Annotated in this window: 9 protein-coding genes and 1 other RNA gene; 5 read left to right on the plus strand and 5 right to left on the minus strand. The window is 42.5% G+C overall.

What is annotated here, in order from left to right; genetic code table 11:
* Positions 1-99 precede the first annotated feature (99 nt).
* Positions 100-465: a nuclear transport factor 2 family protein gene (locus R1T16_RS06800; RefSeq protein WP_317500347.1), complete on the minus strand. Its 366-nt coding sequence runs from the start codon at positions 463-465 to the stop codon at positions 100-102.
* 152 nt (positions 466-617) lie between these two features.
* Between R1T16_RS06800 and R1T16_RS06805 the strand changes: the two genes are divergently transcribed.
* Together R1T16_RS06805 and R1T16_RS06810 are read left to right on the plus strand one after the other, a co-directional pair.
* Positions 618-1,052, plus strand: coding sequence for a hypothetical protein (locus R1T16_RS06805; RefSeq protein ID WP_317500348.1), 435 nt, complete (start codon positions 618-620; stop codon positions 1,050-1,052).
* A gap of 27 nt (positions 1,053-1,079) precedes the next feature.
* Positions 1,080-6,152: a DUF4132 domain-containing protein gene (locus tag R1T16_RS06810; RefSeq protein ID WP_317500349.1), complete on the plus strand. Its 5,073-nt coding sequence runs from the start codon at positions 1,080-1,082 to the stop codon at positions 6,150-6,152.
* Positions 6,153-6,240: 88 nt separating this feature from the next.
* On the opposite strand, the gene R1T16_RS06815 is transcribed toward R1T16_RS06810, so the two are convergent.
* Genes R1T16_RS06815 through R1T16_RS06825 form a run of 3 tightly spaced genes read right to left on the minus strand, consistent with a single transcriptional unit; the run spans position 6,241 to position 11,632 of the window.
* Positions 6,241-9,408 carry an error-prone DNA polymerase gene (locus R1T16_RS06815; protein WP_317500350.1) on the minus strand — a complete coding sequence of 1,056 codons (3,168 nt, stop codon included), beginning with the start codon at positions 9,406-9,408 and terminating at the stop codon, positions 6,241-6,243.
* Positions 9,405-10,898: a DNA polymerase Y family protein gene (locus R1T16_RS06820; RefSeq protein WP_317500351.1), complete on the minus strand. Its 1,494-nt coding sequence runs from the start codon at positions 10,896-10,898 to the stop codon at positions 9,405-9,407. Before R1T16_RS06820 ends, R1T16_RS06815 begins: the two co-directional genes overlap by 4 nt.
* Positions 10,898-11,632, minus strand: a complete 735-nt coding sequence (locus R1T16_RS06825; protein WP_317500352.1) for a hypothetical protein — start codon at positions 11,630-11,632, stop codon at positions 10,898-10,900. Before R1T16_RS06825 ends, R1T16_RS06820 begins: the two co-directional genes overlap by 1 nt.
* Positions 11,633-11,749: 117 nt before the next feature.
* On the opposite strand from R1T16_RS06825, the gene R1T16_RS06830 reads away from it, so the two are divergent.
* A complete protein-coding gene (locus R1T16_RS06830; RefSeq protein ID WP_317500353.1) occupies positions 11,750-12,514 on the plus strand; it encodes a LexA family transcriptional regulator in 765 nt (254 codons plus the stop codon).
* Positions 12,515-12,699: 185 nt separating this feature from the next.
* A complete protein-coding gene (locus tag R1T16_RS06835; protein ID WP_317500354.1) occupies positions 12,700-13,695 on the plus strand; it encodes an SDR family NAD(P)-dependent oxidoreductase in 996 nt (331 codons plus the stop codon).
* A 62-nt stretch (positions 13,696-13,757) separates the two neighbouring features.
* On the opposite strand, the gene ssrA is transcribed toward R1T16_RS06835, so the two are convergent.
* Positions 13,758-14,156: a transfer-messenger RNA gene (gene ssrA / locus R1T16_RS06840) on the minus strand.
* 208 nt (positions 14,157-14,364) lie between these two features.
* Between ssrA and R1T16_RS06845 the strand changes: the two genes are divergently transcribed.
* Complete coding sequence (locus tag R1T16_RS06845; protein ID WP_317500355.1) at positions 14,365-15,585, plus strand: NAD(P)-dependent oxidoreductase; 1,221 nt, start codon at positions 14,365-14,367, stop codon at positions 15,583-15,585.
* Positions 15,586-15,633 lie beyond the last annotated feature (48 nt).

Genomic DNA, 15,633 nt, shown 5'->3' on the forward strand with positions numbered 1-15,633 from the left:
AAACATTTAAATTGAAGAAAATTCCCCTTGCAAATTGTAAGGGGAATTTTTTATGTGAATATACTTGTATATATAAATATATTTAACAGGCTAATACGCCTAATTTTGCTCAATATCCATTTGGTAAATCATTCCGTCGTTGATAACATAGATGTGGAACACCCTTCCGTTAAATAAAATGTTTCCTTCTAAATCTTTTACCAACTGGTCAACAGTTACTTCAAAAGTCCCGTTATCGCGTTCACAAAAACCAACAGGATTTACATTAGGGTTTATTTCTTTCCATTGGCGTTCCCAGTATTCCCTTACGTCTTCATGCCCTGTTGCGTAATCGCCCTCCCAGGCTCTTGACCATTTTACGTCAGGATGCATAACATTCAGGATTGCATCAATATTTCTTGCATTAAAAGACTTGTATGCATTTTCAATCAGCTCCTGTTTTTTAGCTATAGTATCGTCGTTCATAATGTTTGTGTGTTTGTATAGTTAACCGCAATTTAGTCAATTTTAAATGTAAGTCTTATGACTGCCCCTAAAATTAAGTTTTGGTCAATTGATGCAGCAAAATGTAAGAATTACATAGAAAAACTTTATATTTAGCATTCAAACCGCTAATAATGAATGTCAGTATTTCTGTAAGGCTATTGGGGAGAAAGTACCCGATACTAAATGAAAAGCAATTGGAGTTAGATACCTCAGTTTCGGTAATAACTACGCAAAAAATTATAGAGCTGGTGGTAAAGCATCAGGTGGATATGTTTAACTGCTCTTCATTTGAGTCTGATGATCAGGATAAGACACACCACCCCAAAGAAAATTATTTATCTGTGTTAACCGATACAGGTAAGGCAGGCTTTGGGGCTATTTACAATCATCAAAAGCCCAATCTCGATGCGGCAATAGAAAATGCCCTGCTGGCTTTTCAGGATGGCATCTACACTGTTTTTTATGGGGATGACGAATTATCCGCTCTGGATATGAAAATAGATTTGCAGGAAAATAAGCCTTTAACTTTTATCAGGCTTACTTTTTTAGCTGGCGGTCTCTGGTAGTATTTAAAACTAATCAATCAAATCAATATGTCTGTTGAATCAATTCTTAAAAATAAGGTAACAGGGAATCCCGTTAAAAAATATAAGAAGGAACTAAAAGAAATTGCCGAAAGTAATCTGGTATCCAGGCTGCTGCTTAAAAATAAGCTTAAAAAGGAAGTAGCCGAATTTGGCCTGGCCCTGGTTAGTCTTGATACCGATTATACGGGAGCCTCTGTTTCGTTAGGCTCTAAAAAGTGTGATGAGCTGGCAAAATGGATAAAACCAGGTATGTGGAATGATAAAAATTACCATGAGCTGCTGGTTTACTTTTTTGGCGCTGAGCAGGCAGAGTTCGTCAAGCAGGCATGGGATAAGCTTCCTCATAAAATGTATCAGTTGGGCTATGCCAGGAGGTCATTCAGGGCGCCAAATAATGAAAGGTACCTGCTCGTAAATCAAATCAATTTTTTGAGGTCGCTGCTTAGCGGTTCAAAAGTATACGGCTATCCTGAAGGTACATATTATGACTTGACTACAGAAGAACAGATATGTTACGATACAGAGGTTACTAATACTGCAGGCCAGTTCATGATCTGGTCGGCAATGTTAGACTCAGGAAATACTTCAATATACCAGTTGTTTGAAGATATTTTATTCAATAAGCATCCGTACGGTAAGGTGTCACGCAACATAATCAAGGCATTGTTAAACTCTGCTAAGAAGGAAAGCTGGGAACTTGTAGAAAAATTGCTGCTCGCCGCACAACGACAGGAAGGCCTGCGCCAAACTATTCTTGAAGCGCTGGACGAAACAGATATAGGGGCACTGGAATACATGATAAAAGTGGTGCTAGAACATAAGCTTACGCGTTTTTCATCGGTTGTAAGAGCAGTAGATACCTGGGCGGGATTAGGATGGGATGCCGAGAAGGAAGCCACGGTAAAAAACATACTGCAATTGGCAGCATCTTATTTTGCAGATCCGGCATCTATTGCAAAAGGCATACAGAGTAAAAATAATAATGAAGTGTATATGGCCCTGTGGGTACAGGGCGTTTTTGATGTAGAAAAAACGGTGCCCTACCTGCACGAACTTTTAGAGAAAGGTACTGTAGAAAAAAAATGCCTAGCCCTGAAGTTTGCAGGCGAAACACAGGACCCTTATATAGAAATGCCATTGTATTACAAGGCGTTGCAGTTTGACGATTTACAAATACTGGCCTTTGCCCTGCCACGCATGAACGGATTGTTGTTGGCGAATGCAAAATCTCAGTTTTATGTACAAAATGCTGATTATCCTGATTTCTTTAAAAAAACATATGCGTTGGCTCAAAGCACAACCATAAAGCAAAAAGCTTTTGAAGGCAAGGTCTTTTCATGGCTTACGGTTACTTTTCAAAAAGATGATCTCTATACGGCCGCCATTAATCTTATTGGAGAAAATAATGAAAGGCTGGAACGCATACTGAACCATTTTGAGGAATTCTCCATAGAACTGAGGAGCACGCTTACCCAAAGGATTCTGAAAGACTTTTATTGCTATGGCTATAGCAGCTTAAATAGTAATACCAACACTAAAAGGACACCAACAGATTTTGAAAGGGGCTTTGCCCTGCGTATTTTAAAAGACAGGGGCGAGGCACTCGTAGCAACGGCTATGAATACTCTTAAAAGGGTTGATATAAATAACGAAGAGATGGCACTGTTTAACAGCCTGCTTAAACGCAGGAATGCTACCCTGAAAAAACATTTGATAGAAATTATACTTGAGCAGAAGGAAGCTAAGATAGAAAATGTGATTAGCGATATTTTAGATAATGGCGATGTAGAACAGCGTATGTCTGCCCTTGATATAATGCTGCAGCTCCAGAAAAACAAAAGGCTGGAAAAGAAAGTAAATGATTGGGTTAAAGAATATGCCGCACGCCCTAAAATTACTGAGAAAGAGCTGAAGTTTATGGAACAGCTGCTTCCGCAGGAAAAAAAGGAAGTCCTGAGTGAGGAGAACGGCTATGGATTTTATGATCCAAAGCAAATATCCAATTATGCGCTGCCTGTACCCGATAAAGATTCACGCTATGCTGTTGCTGTAAAGGCAAACCAATACGGATTTTCTAAACCGGTTTCGGTTATAAAGAATGAGATAAAGAAACTGAACGATTTATTCGACCGGCATAAAAACTATGAATACGAGGTTGAAAACTATGATAACAGTAAAGAAACGATACTGCTGGGTAATGCTTTCAGGGGAGTAAAAAGATTGCCTGAAACTGCAAGTGCAGAAGAAATAGCCGATAATTATCCGTTATTCGATGTCTGGTCAGAGTGGTTTAAAAATTCAGGACTGACAGAAAGCGATTTATTCCTGCTCACTCTTGTAGGCAATTGCGACAGGAAGGTGTGGAGGGATTTTCTTGAAAAACACGTTTTTTACCATCAGGACTTTATACCTAACCCCATACAAAAAGGCTATTACTGGAACAACCCTCTTATAGATATCCTCAAGTCGTTACAGTTAAGGTATCCGTTTAAAGAAAAAGAGCAATTTCTTATTGATGCCTGCAGCATGCTGTTTGCCGACCTGCCAAAATCGGTACTGAATTATGAGTATAAGCCTGCTAAAAACGAATATTATTACAGGCATGAAAACGGGGACGGTTGGCAAAACCAGGGCCATTTTGATGTTTACCTGAACGCCATATCCCTCAACAACCTCACGCCGGAGCAAGGCATTAAGGTGTGGAATCTCTACAGGTGGAGACAGTTCTCAGGACTGGAAAGGAACATAGCTGTCAATAAACCGCCTATATATGTATATGGCTTGGCCTTTGAAAAAAATGTTATTACAAAGGGCGAAGTGTACGAAGGCATTCTTGAGAGCGAAAGGCTTTCTGTCCTAACGGGAAAGACTAATCATTACCGCCATTTTGATAGTGCAAACCTTTTAAAGAAGTTCCCATTTTTAGAGCCGATGGTCGACAAGATAAGGGATACTTTTTTAGATATTGAGTTAAAACGCGGCGATTCTAATACCTCTGTAACACATCTTGTGCAGGGGTTCGAAAAAATATACGGCATTAACCGCTTTGCAGAGCTGCTTTCGGGCCTTGGCAAGCAAAGCCTCTATAAGGGTTATATTTATTCCTGGGGATATACTGAGCTTAACAGGCAAAAGCTATTCAGTTATTTATTAAAAAGATGTTATCCGTCAGAATCAGATACACAGGAACTTTTTAACGACTTTGTAGAAAAAGCAAAAATACCGGAGGAAAGGCTTATACAGGCGGCCATATATGCACCGCAATGGCAAAAATTTGTGAGCAGCTATTTAAGCTGGAACGGACTGGACGAAGGCATCTGGTGGCTGCACGCCCATACCAAAACTGCTGCATACAGTGATGTGAATTCTGAACTGGAAAGTGAAGCAGCTAAATTTTCGGCGATTGACCTGCAGGATTTTAAAGATGGCGCTGTAGACAGGGATTGGTTTGTATCCGCCTATAAAAAATTAGGCAAAGCACGATGGGAACTACTATATGATGCCGCCAAATTTGTAACCGACGGCAACGGCCACAGGCGAGCCAGGCTATATGCCGATACGATTACCGGCGACCTCAAAATAAAAGAGGTTACTGCAAAAGTGAAAGAGAAAAGAGACCAGGATTATTTGCGCGTGTATGGTTTAGTACCGCTTAGTAAGGCAAATCCAGAAAAGGATGTGTTAACCCGGTACGAATACCTTCAGCAGTTTAAAAAAGAGAGCAGGGAGTTTGGATCTATGAAACAAACCAGCGAGGCTTTGGCTATCAGGGTTGCATTAGAAAACCTGGCGCGTAATGCAGGATATCCTGATCCTGTACGTTTAACGTGGGCAATGGAGACAAAACAGGTCCAGAATATCCTGTCTAAAGAAACCGAAGTAACTATTGAAGGCACAACTATACGTTTAATTGTAAATAGCGACGGAAAAGCTGATGTGGTTGCTATTAAAGGCGATAAGGAATTAAAGACAATTCCGGCAAATGTTAAGAAAGATAAAGGGTATATTGAACTGACCAATTATAGGAAAACCATGCGCGAGCAATGGACACGATCAAGAAAAGGACTGGAAGAAAGTATGATTCGCGGTGATGAATTTTTGTTTTCAGAAATCAGTAACCTTTTTGAACATCCTGTTATCTCTAAACACCTTGAAAAGCTGGTGCTTATAGCTAACGACAATACGACAGGTTTTTACAAGGATGGCAGCCTTATAAGTGCACATGGAGAAATTTTTGCGTTAGCTGAAAATCAGACCCTGAGGATTGCGCATTGTTATGACCTGCATAAAAATGAAGTATGGACAGACTATCAGTCTTATTATTTTGATAATAAGATCCAGCAGCCCTTTAAGCAGGTATTCAGGGAACTGTATGTACCTACCGCCGATGAGCTTGGCGAAAAATCAATATCCCGCAGATATGCCGGCCATCAGGTACAGCCTAAGCAAACACTGGCTTTATTGAAAAGCAGGGGATGGAGGGTTGATTATGAAGAAGGCCTGCAAAAGGTGTTTCATAAAGAAGGCTACCAGGTTAAAATGTATGCAATGGCAAACTGGTTTTCTCCTGCCGATGTAGAAAGCCCAACCCTTGAGACCATCGAATTCCATTCATTAAAAGATTATAAAAACATAGCTTTTAAAGATATAAACCCGCGTATTTTCTCAGAGGTAATGCGCGATATAGACCTTGTGGTTAGTGTTGCCCACGTGGGCGGTGTAGATCCTGAGGCAAGCCACTCATCTATAGAAATGAGGTCGGTGCTGCTTAGGGAAACCCTTAGATTGTTTAAGGTTGCTAATGTTGAGGTAAAAGGCAATCATGCCCATATACAGGGTAAACTGGCTAATTACAGTGTGCATTTGGGTAGCGCCATCGTGCACCAGGTTCCGGGTAAATATTTATCTATATTGCCGGTGCATTCGCAGCACAGGGGCAGATTGTTCCTGCCGTTTGCAGATGACGACCCTAAATCGGCAGAGGTCTTGTCTAAGGTGCTTTTACTGGCAAAAGACAATGAGATACAGGATCCTACGATCTTAAGCCAGATAGATAAACAATATGTACGCGAAAATTAATAGCCGGGGCAACTGATAGCTGTTTGTTTATAAAGCCCTTAAGCATAGTTTGTATGCTTAAGGGCTTTTAGTATTGACCAATGTGCATTTACCTGAAGTTTCTTCCTTTATGGAATACAGCTTCCGGTGTTTTGCCTTTTGTATCTGCATCAGGCTGTGGCTCCACACTTTCATCGCCTGTTCTCAGCAGATAGGTAAGGTTATAGCATGAATTTGCAATGATGTGTATAACTTCCCCTTCAATCTGCACTTTTCCCTGTACCATGAGCAGGCGCGCCTGAACGATATCCCTGCGATAGGTTTCAAAAACCTTTCCCCAAACTACCAGGTTAGCAAAACCTGTCTCATCCTCAATGGTAACAAAGATTACACCTTTAGCGGTTCCGGGCCTTTGCCGTACAGTAACCAGCCCTGCTACAGCTACAATGTCGCCGTTTTTCATAGTAGGAAGGCTGCCTGTTGGCATTACCCGCATAGCCTCCAGCCTCCGGCGTGCAAAACTTACAGGATGCGCCTTGAGCGATAGTCCCACCGTAGCATAATCTTCTACTATGTGTTCGGCATCGGTAAGCAATGGTAGTGAGAGCTGACCCTCTGCAGCACTTTCCGAAGGCTGCCCCTCAAACATTCCTATAGGGCTGTCTGATAACGAAGAAACCTCCCAAAGCGCCTGCCTGCGGTCAAAGCCAATGGAGCGGAACGCATCGGCATCTGCCAGTTTTTCAAGGGCAGCCATAGATACCCCGGCATCGAGCAATGCATGTATATGTTTAAAAGGCATTTTACGTGCATCCATCAGTAACTGTACATCATCGCCCGATAATCCTTTTATTTGCCTGAACCCAAGCCGCAGGGCAAAATACCTTCCTGATTTTTCTTCCAGGGTATTATCCCATGAGGAATGGTTGATGTCTACAGGGCGTACTTCTACACCATGATTGCGGGCATCAATAACAATCTGGGCGGGCTGGTAAAAACCCATGGGCATACTGTTGAGCAGCGCTGCTGCAAAAACATCAGGATAATAGCATTTTATATACGAAGAAACATAGACCAATAAGGCAAAGCTTGCCGCATGGCTTTCGGGGAATCCATACGAACCAAAGCCCTCCAGCTGGCGGAACACACGGCGGGCAAAATCTTCCTCATACCCCTTAGCTATCATTCCGGCAACAAGTTTTTTCTCCCAGTCGCTAACCTTGCCTTTAGCCTTAAAAGTAGCCATGCTGCGTCGCAGCCCATCGGCTTCGGCAGGTGTAAAACCAGCTGCAACAATAGCAATCTCCATGGCCTGCTCCTGAAACAATGGTACACCCAGCGTGCGCCCTAATATTTCTTTTAATTCCTGGGATGGATAATGTATAGGGTCAGTTCCATCGCGGCGGCGAAGATAAGGGTGTACCATATCTCCCTGTATAGGGCCCGGGCGTACAATGGCAACTTCAATAACAAGATCATAAAAGCATTTTGGCTTTAGTCTTGGCAGCATAGACATCTGGGCACGGCTTTCTATCTGGAATACCCCTAATGTATCTGCGTGGCTTATCATTTCATAGACTGCAGGGTCTTCTTCCTTATTAATATCAGCAAGGGTATAGTGTTTATTATAATGCTGTTTGCACAGGTCAAAAGCCTTGCGAATGCAGGTAAGCATTCCTAAAGCAAGCACATCTACCTTTAAAAATCCCAGTTCTTCAATATCATCTTTGTTCCATTCTATATTGGTACGCTCTTCCATGCGCGCATTGAGTATGGGGCACAGGTCAGATAGCCTGTCCCTGGTAATTATGAAACCGCCGGTATGTTGTCCTAATTGCCTTGGAAATCCTACAAACTCCCTTGTAAGCTCTAAAGTTTTCAAAAGGTGCGGGTCGGCAAGGTTAAAACCTTCAGAGGTAATGCGGCTATCGTCAAGCTCATCGCGAAATTCCTGTATAGAGGCCGCAAGGCGGTCAACTGCATCTGTAGATAAGCCCATTGCTTTAGCCACATCGCGTATGGCGCCTCTCCAGTGTACCTGTGTTACGGTAGCCACGATTGCTGCACGGTCGCGCCCGTACTTCTCATAGATATACTGAATAACTTCTTCACGGCGTTCGTGCTCAAAATCAACGTCAATGTCGGGCGGTTCGTCGCGTGCATCAGACATGAAGCGCGCAAAGAGAACCTTAAATTTAGACGGATCTACCGATGTGATGCCCAGGCAGTAACATACTACAGAGTTTGCTGCCGAACCACGCCCCTGGCACAAAATATCGCGCTGCCGCGCAAAGCGAACAAAGTCGTATACTGTTAAAAAATAAGAGGCATAATTCTTTCGTTGCATGAATTCAAGCTCATAACGAATGTTCTCTGCAACTTTTTCCGGTATGCCGTCAATAAATTTCTCATTAGCGCCCTGCCAGGTAAGCATTTCCAGTTCTTCCTGCGGTGTGCGTCCGCCGGATGTAATTTCTTCGGGATAAATATACTTAAGGCTGTTCAGGGAAAATTGGCACGCATCGGCTATTTCACGGGCAGCAGTTAACGCTTCGGGATAATGCCTGAACAAGCGCTGCATTTCATCTTCAGTCTTAAGGTAACGCTCTGCATTTTGATAGAGGCGGAAACCCGCTGTGTGTATGGTACATTTTTCGCGAATGCAGGTAAGTATGTCCTGTAGCTGCCTGCGTTCAGGTTCGTGATAATGCACATCGTTAGTAGCAGCAAGCTTTATATCCAGGGCTTCAGATAATTCTGCAATGCGGTGCAGGCGTTTGTTATCGTTAGCCTGGTAGGAACGGCTCATACCCAGGTAAAGCGCTTTTCCTAAATTGTTGCGGTACTCGCTCAGTGTATTTTTATAGGTATCATCAAAATCAAATGCTTCATTTAATAAAAGCGGTGGCAGGGCAATAAATAGAATTCCTTGTGCATGCTTATATACATCATTTTTGTAAAGGTGGCACTTACCTTTTTCGGCGCGCAGGTTGCCTGTGGATAAAAGGGCAGAGAGCCGTGCATAGGCATCTTTGTCTGTAGGATATGCCAGCAGGGGAGGTCCATCCAGCAGTTCCAGCCTGCACCCTATTATAAGCCGTATGCCTGATTTTTTTGCGGCAGCATGGGCACGCACTACGCCGGCCAGGGTGTTATAATCGGTAATGGCGATTTCCCGGTAGCCAAGCGTAGCAGCCTGTTCCACAATTTCGTGGGGATGTGAGCCCCCGCGCAGGAAGCTGAAATTTGATGTTATTTGTAATTCTGTATAGCTCATGCAAAAAAACCGTGTAAAAACCATTTAGGATAATCACCGTCATACGGGCCGGAGCGGAACAGCCAATACCGGGCACCTTTATCGTCTTCGACTACATAATAATCCCGGTACAGTCCGTCTGAAAGCCACCATTCCTGCTCAATACGCTCAGGGCCATCGGCTTTGGCAACAGAATACCGTGTCCCTTTATGGCGAAATAACATAGGCGGATAATCGGGCAGTACAGCCGAGACTTCTATGGTTTCGGGGACAGGTAGTAAATGAATAGGGCGGGGCAGGTCTGTACGCCATTCTGTTACAGGCTTCTCCCATAAAGGAACGGCCTGTTTTATAGATCGTTCCGGCCAGTGATGTTCTGCCGGTAAATAGCGGCTCACGGCGCCGGGGCCTATTTTTGCCGTTACCCGATCCAGCAGCTCTGCTACTTTTTTGTCGTTTTGCGTAGCTGCATTCCAAATGGCTGCCTGCTCATCGGTTACCGGTTCTACCTTTGGTGCTTCCAGTACAAATACTTCAAAACCCAGTGCAGGCTCCAATGTCGCGATCTTATGTTCAAACAGTTTAAATAAATGTGTTGTATTACGCGACGGGTGGCCGGTGCCAATGTCCAGTTGCTGCACTATGCCATCTACGCGGTAGCACCTGAATACAGCATTACGCAAACCGAGTCCTTCAGTTTGTAACCGTGCGCAGATCATTTCTAAAAGCTGTTGTAAGGCAATCGTGATACCTATGGCAGATGCGATGGGCTCCATGCCCGAAAGCCGTTCCTGATAGGGTTCAACAGGTTGTACAGGTACTATCCATTCTATATCGGTTCCTAAAGCCTGTGCGATTCTTTTGGGAAGTTCTTTACCAAAACGCCTTCGAAGAGCCGAAGACGGCATATTGATAAAGTTTCCTATCTGCCGCATACCGAGTTTTTTTAAACGTGCCAGGATGGTGGCCTCCAGCCGTAATGCCGCAGGAGGCAGGCTTTGTAATGCATCGCGCTGTTTGCCCTGTTTAACTATCGTCATGGGTTCTGCAAAACGTGCCACAGCCCATGCCGAGGCAATCGTATCTGCAATAGCCGCCTGAATAGTGTAGCCGTAACTGTTTAGCTTAGCCGTGATATGTTCAAGGTAAGCCTCCTCGCCACCCCAAAGGTGTGCACAGCCGCTAATGTCTAATAGCAATCCGTCGGGCAGGTCAACGGCAGCATAGGGCGTATACATAATGCTCCATTCTGCCAATGCCTGCAAAATTTTTTCTGTCCTGCCCGGCTCTGTTTCCATCATCCCCAGTTCAGGAAAAACAGCTTTGCAGTCGGCCAGTACCATACCGTTAGCAATTCCTTTTTTTGCAGCCTGCATGCTTACTGCGTCAATAACCATCCTTCCGCGTTGGCGTGAAGCCATAACAAAGGCCTTGCCGCATAATTCGGGCTGTTTTCTGGCTGCGTATTCTGTCAGCAGAAAAGGAAAAGCTATTGAGGCATATCGTGGCATTATCCTGTATGTCGTTCGTTTAAAACCGGTATAACAAAATGTTTATCTGCAAGGGGTACAAAGTTTTTGCCTGACCAGCTTATCTGCCAGGCATTAGGCCGTCCGTTACGAACTTTTAGCAATTGCACATCCCATGAGCTTTGCCCTACACCGGGTAAATTGTCTGTAATCAGGCTGGGTAAGGGTGTTATCTTCCAGCGCGTGGTACAGGCAACGGCATTTTCGGTACGGGGGCAATAACGATGGATGAATCCTGTTACGCCACTGTTTTCTACAGCCAGCTGCAGCCGTCTGGAATCGGTAAAGCTCAGTTCTTTAATTTCGCCTATAACTGCGGTAAGCGCTTCGCATTTTAGCGCTTCCTCAATAATCCAGAGTGCCTCTTTAGGACGTGATGTATTGATAAAGACAATGCGGTCAGGCTCCAGCCCAAAATGTTTTAGACCCGGGGCAAAATTTTTTCTTACGCCTGTAATCCATAAGGAAAGGCCGCCCTGTTTTATCAGTTTGCTTATAATTGCAGCCATGAATCCGGTAGTTGCCGCTGCGTTGGCTGCTTCATAGCTTATGAATTCGTGAATCGCCCCCGTGGGGAACGTATTTTCGGGAAAGGCAGCGGCAAAAGGGGCTAGGCCAATAGCGGGCTCATGGGATTGCTTTCCCATTCCCTGCATAGCATTAATGCCTGCCTGGAGCTGCTTCGCTATTTCTATTTTATCTGCTGCCGGTTTCACTTTTTCTTAATTATAGATTGAATACGAGTAAAAATATTGCTTTTGAATTCAACAAAATTAGGACAGATATTCCCAATATTATGTATATTTGTTGGGATAAATAATCCCAAAATACATATGTCTTTATTCTCTGACAATATCCGCCACCTTAGGGTTACAAAAGATGTTTCGCAGGATTTCGTAGCCGAAAGCCTGTCTATAAGCCGTGACAGCCTTGCGAAATACGAACAAGGAAAATCACAGCCCCCCTATGAAACGCTGATCAGGTTATCCCGCTACTACCATATTAGCATAGACCTGCTGCTTACGGTAGATATCCGAAAGATTGACATGGAGGGATTAATAAAATTAGATGACAACCGCATCCTGCTGCCTATTACAGTAGAAAAATCAGGAGAGAATATGATTGAGATCATTCCTCATAAAGCGCGGGCAGGCTATATGGCCGGCTACAGTGACCCTGAGTTTATTGAGGGGTTGCAGCACATCTCACTGCCATTTCTTAAGAATGGTAAATTCCGTGCATTTCCTGTCGTGGGCGATTCTATGCCACCGCACAGGGATGGTTCTTTTATCATTGGTAAATATATAGAACAGCTGGGCGAGGTGAGGGATGGGAGGACATATATTCTTCTGACTAAAAATGAGGGTATTGTTTATAAACGGCTTAACAAGAATGGCAAGAACAGCCTGACGCTAAGTTCTGATAATACGCTTTATGATCCTTACGTAATAAAAGCATCTGAAATACTTGAAATATGGGAGTATGCCTGCAGTATTGCTACCCACGAATCTGAACCCGATGACAGCCCTGAAACGATTAGAGATGTACTACAGGGAATGCGCAGGGAAATAGCTGCATTGCGTAGTATTAGTAAATAGGATAAAAAGCCTGTACTGTAAGTTTTTGACTTTTAACGACTAAAGTTTTCTTAAACCTAAGCGCAATAAAAGTTATTCTTAGTAATTTAAATGAATAATCATCTTCCCTGCTTCTGTTGCATAAAGGAGATTATTATACTGCTAAAAGCATTAATTATTGAAAATACACTTAAGTATATAAAGGGATGGAAAAAGTTAAGAACAGTTTGAAGGGCAAGACAGTAGTTATTACAGGTGCGAGCAGTGGTGTTGGCCGTGCTGCAGCCGAAGCATTTGCGCTGCAAGGTTCAAATGTCGTTATAGCTGCAAGGGGACAGGAAGGTATTAATGAAGTGGTAGCGCTCTGCCAGGGATTAGGTGTTACAGCTATTGGGGTTTCCGCAGATATGTCGGTAGCGGAAGACGTTGAAAGAATAGCAGCAGAAGCTTTAAAAATAAACGGTGTGGTTGATGTTTGGGTTAATAATGCCGGTGTAATGGCTAGTGGGAAGTTTGAAGAGATCCCAATGGAAATCCATGAGCAGGTAATTAAGACCAACTTATTTGGATACATGCATGGCGCTTACAATGCTATAAAAATATTTAAAAGTCAAAATGAAGGAATTTTAATTAACAATGTGTCTATTGGTGGCTTTATGCCTGCGCCCTATAGTGCTGTGTACTCTGCTACTAAATATGGCATAAGGGGCATGATGGAATGCCTGCAAGGTGAAATTTCTAATAGAAAAAATATTCACATTAGTAACCTCTATCCTCAGCTACAAAACTCCACGGGCAATTTACATTCGGCTAAATATTCAGGTTTTGCTATGACAATTCCTCCTGTAGCTTCAGACCCGCGCGAAACGGCGGCAAAAATGGTTGAATTGGCAAAACATCCTAAAAAAGACCTTTTTCCTGACTTTAGGTCTGCGGTTATTACAAATATGTACAGGCTGTTTCCTAAACTGATAATTAATACTGCTTCCTCAGCTGTACGGATAAAGATGAGGTCTAACCAGAACAAAGAGGGTAATGCCGGAAATGTTTTAGAAAATTCTAAAGAACCGCTTCGCGTTTACGGAAATAAACCAATGACGGTGAGGAATAAAAATATCAGTGTAGCTTTACTTGCATGTGCAGGTTTAGGCCTAGTGCTGCTTGCACTTAATAAAAGTCAAAATAATAAAAAACATGGCTAATGCTACATTAAACTTTATGTAATAAAAAAACCTGCTTAAGAAGTTAAGCAGGTTTTTTATTGGTGTGGAATCGCCGGGAATCGAACCCGGGTCCAAACAGGGAAGCAAAGAGCTTTCTACACGTTTAGTTTTCGCTTGGTTTTTCGTTGTTGTGCAAGGCCAAAAACTACCACACAACACTTATCTTCTGTTTTCTCAGGGCTTCCGCGAAGCGAAGAAACCCCCAGGTTTACTTTTACGGTTCTCCTAAACGAAACGCCATAAACCAGGGCTTTTCAGGAGAATCCTGCCTCCCTGCCTTGCAGGGACGAGGCTAATCTTACTTTAATTTAGATTAAGCAGCTAGAGCGTAGTTATTTTCGCCGTTTATAAGTTTGAGGCCAATTTATTAACGAGAACTAACCCCTGTTCTCGACGTGCTTACTGTTCAATTCGGCCTGCTGTCAAAACCAGTCGACCCCATTTAAAGTATATGATTTAATAATATCAAAAACGGTACCAAATCACTGTGCAAATATAACAATATATTTTTCAAATATTAATTGCTTACAGTAGTAATAACTGTTATATTTGAAAACAATTTTTAAGTTTGTGTTATATTATTGTATTCATAACGTTTTAGCAAACTTTAAACTAACAAATTAGTATACTTTAAGAATTTTGATTGCTATGAAATTTGGTATAATAACAGAGAGAAAATCACCGCCAGACAAGAGAGTAGTTTTTTCGCCTGAAGAACTGGCAGAACTACGCAATAATTATCCGCAGGCTGAAATTAAGGTAGAAGCATCTGAAATTCGAGTATTTACTGATGCCGAATATACCGCAAAAGGATTTGAAGTGAGCACAGATATGTCTGATTGCGATGTGCTTATAGGTGTTAAGGAAGTTCCTGTTGATGATCTTATACCTCAAAAAAAGTATATATTTTTTTCGCATACTATTAAAAAACAGCCTCATAACCAAAAACTTTTGCAGGCAATAATAGATAAAGAAATAGATCTTTATGATCATGAAACGTTTGTAGATGCAGATGGTAAGCGTCTTATAGGTTTTGGTAAATATGCAGGGAACGTGGGTGCATACAATTGTATAAGAGCACTTGGAGTTAAATATGAGCTGTTTAATTTGCCAAAGGCTGAAACGCTTCATGATAAGAGCATGCTTATTGCAAGGCTTAAAAAACAGGTATTGCCACCCGTAAAAATTGTCCTTACCGGTTTCGGTAAAGTAGGTATGGGGGCCAAGGAAATGCTTGATGGTATGAAGATTAAGGAGGTTTCAGTAGAGAATTATTTTTCAAAAAATTATACTGAGCCTGTATATGTTCATATTGATGTAGAGCATTATAATAGAAGAAAAGACGGAAAGCCATTTGATAAAAATGAGTTTTATCACGATCCATCAGGCTATGAGTCAGACTTTGCGCGCTTTTCCAAAGAATCTGATATATTTATTGCAGGACATTTTTATGGCAATAATGCCCCTGTTATATTATCGGCTGATATGCTTAAGGCTGCAGATAACAGGATTAAGATCGTTGCCGATATTTCGTGCGATATAAACGGGCCTGTGGCGTGTACGCTAAGGTCGTCTACCATTGCAGAACCTTTTTATGGCTACCATCCATCAGAAGGTGTTGAGGTTGATGTTCATCATCCTGCTTCAATTGTGGTTATGGCGGTAGACAATTTACCTTGTGAACTCCCTAAAGATGCAAGTGAAGGTTTTGGAAGAATGTTTCTTGATCATATCATTCCTGCCTTCTTTAATAACGATAAAGATGGGGTGCTAAGCCGATCTCAGATAACCGATAACGGAAGGCTGACCGAAAGATTTAGCTATCTCAAGGACTATATAACAGAAAAAGAAAACGTGCCCCATATATAGGGGCATTTTTTTTGCACTTTTGCTATTTTTGTTTTGATTAAATTTATC

This window comes from Flavobacterium sp. DG1-102-2 (assembly GCF_033042555.1).
Classification (GTDB): domain Bacteria; phylum Bacteroidota; class Bacteroidia; order Flavobacteriales; family Flavobacteriaceae; genus Flavobacterium.

What these genes read in the sequence shown, in the direction of transcription:
- R1T16_RS06800 (WP_317500347.1), bottom strand. Translation starts at nt 465, where the DNA reads ATGAACGACGATACTATAGCTAAAAAACAGGAGCTGATTGAAAATGCA.
- R1T16_RS06805 (WP_317500348.1), top strand. Translation starts at nt 618, where the DNA reads ATGAATGTCAGTATTTCTGTAAGGCTATTGGGGAGAAAGTACCCGATA.
- R1T16_RS06810 (WP_317500349.1), top strand. Translation starts at nt 1,080, where the DNA reads ATGTCTGTTGAATCAATTCTTAAAAATAAGGTAACAGGGAATCCCGTT.
- R1T16_RS06815 (WP_317500350.1), bottom strand. Translation starts at nt 9,408, where the DNA reads ATGAGCTATACAGAATTACAAATAACATCAAATTTCAGCTTCCTGCGC.
- R1T16_RS06820 (WP_317500351.1), bottom strand. Translation starts at nt 10,898, where the DNA reads ATGCCACGATATGCCTCAATAGCTTTTCCTTTTCTGCTGACAGAATAC.
- R1T16_RS06830 (WP_317500353.1), top strand. Translation starts at nt 11,750, where the DNA reads ATGTCTTTATTCTCTGACAATATCCGCCACCTTAGGGTTACAAAAGAT.
- R1T16_RS06835 (WP_317500354.1), top strand. Translation starts at nt 12,700, where the DNA reads ATGGAAAAAGTTAAGAACAGTTTGAAGGGCAAGACAGTAGTTATTACA.
- R1T16_RS06845 (WP_317500355.1), top strand. Translation starts at nt 14,365, where the DNA reads ATGAAATTTGGTATAATAACAGAGAGAAAATCACCGCCAGACAAGAGA.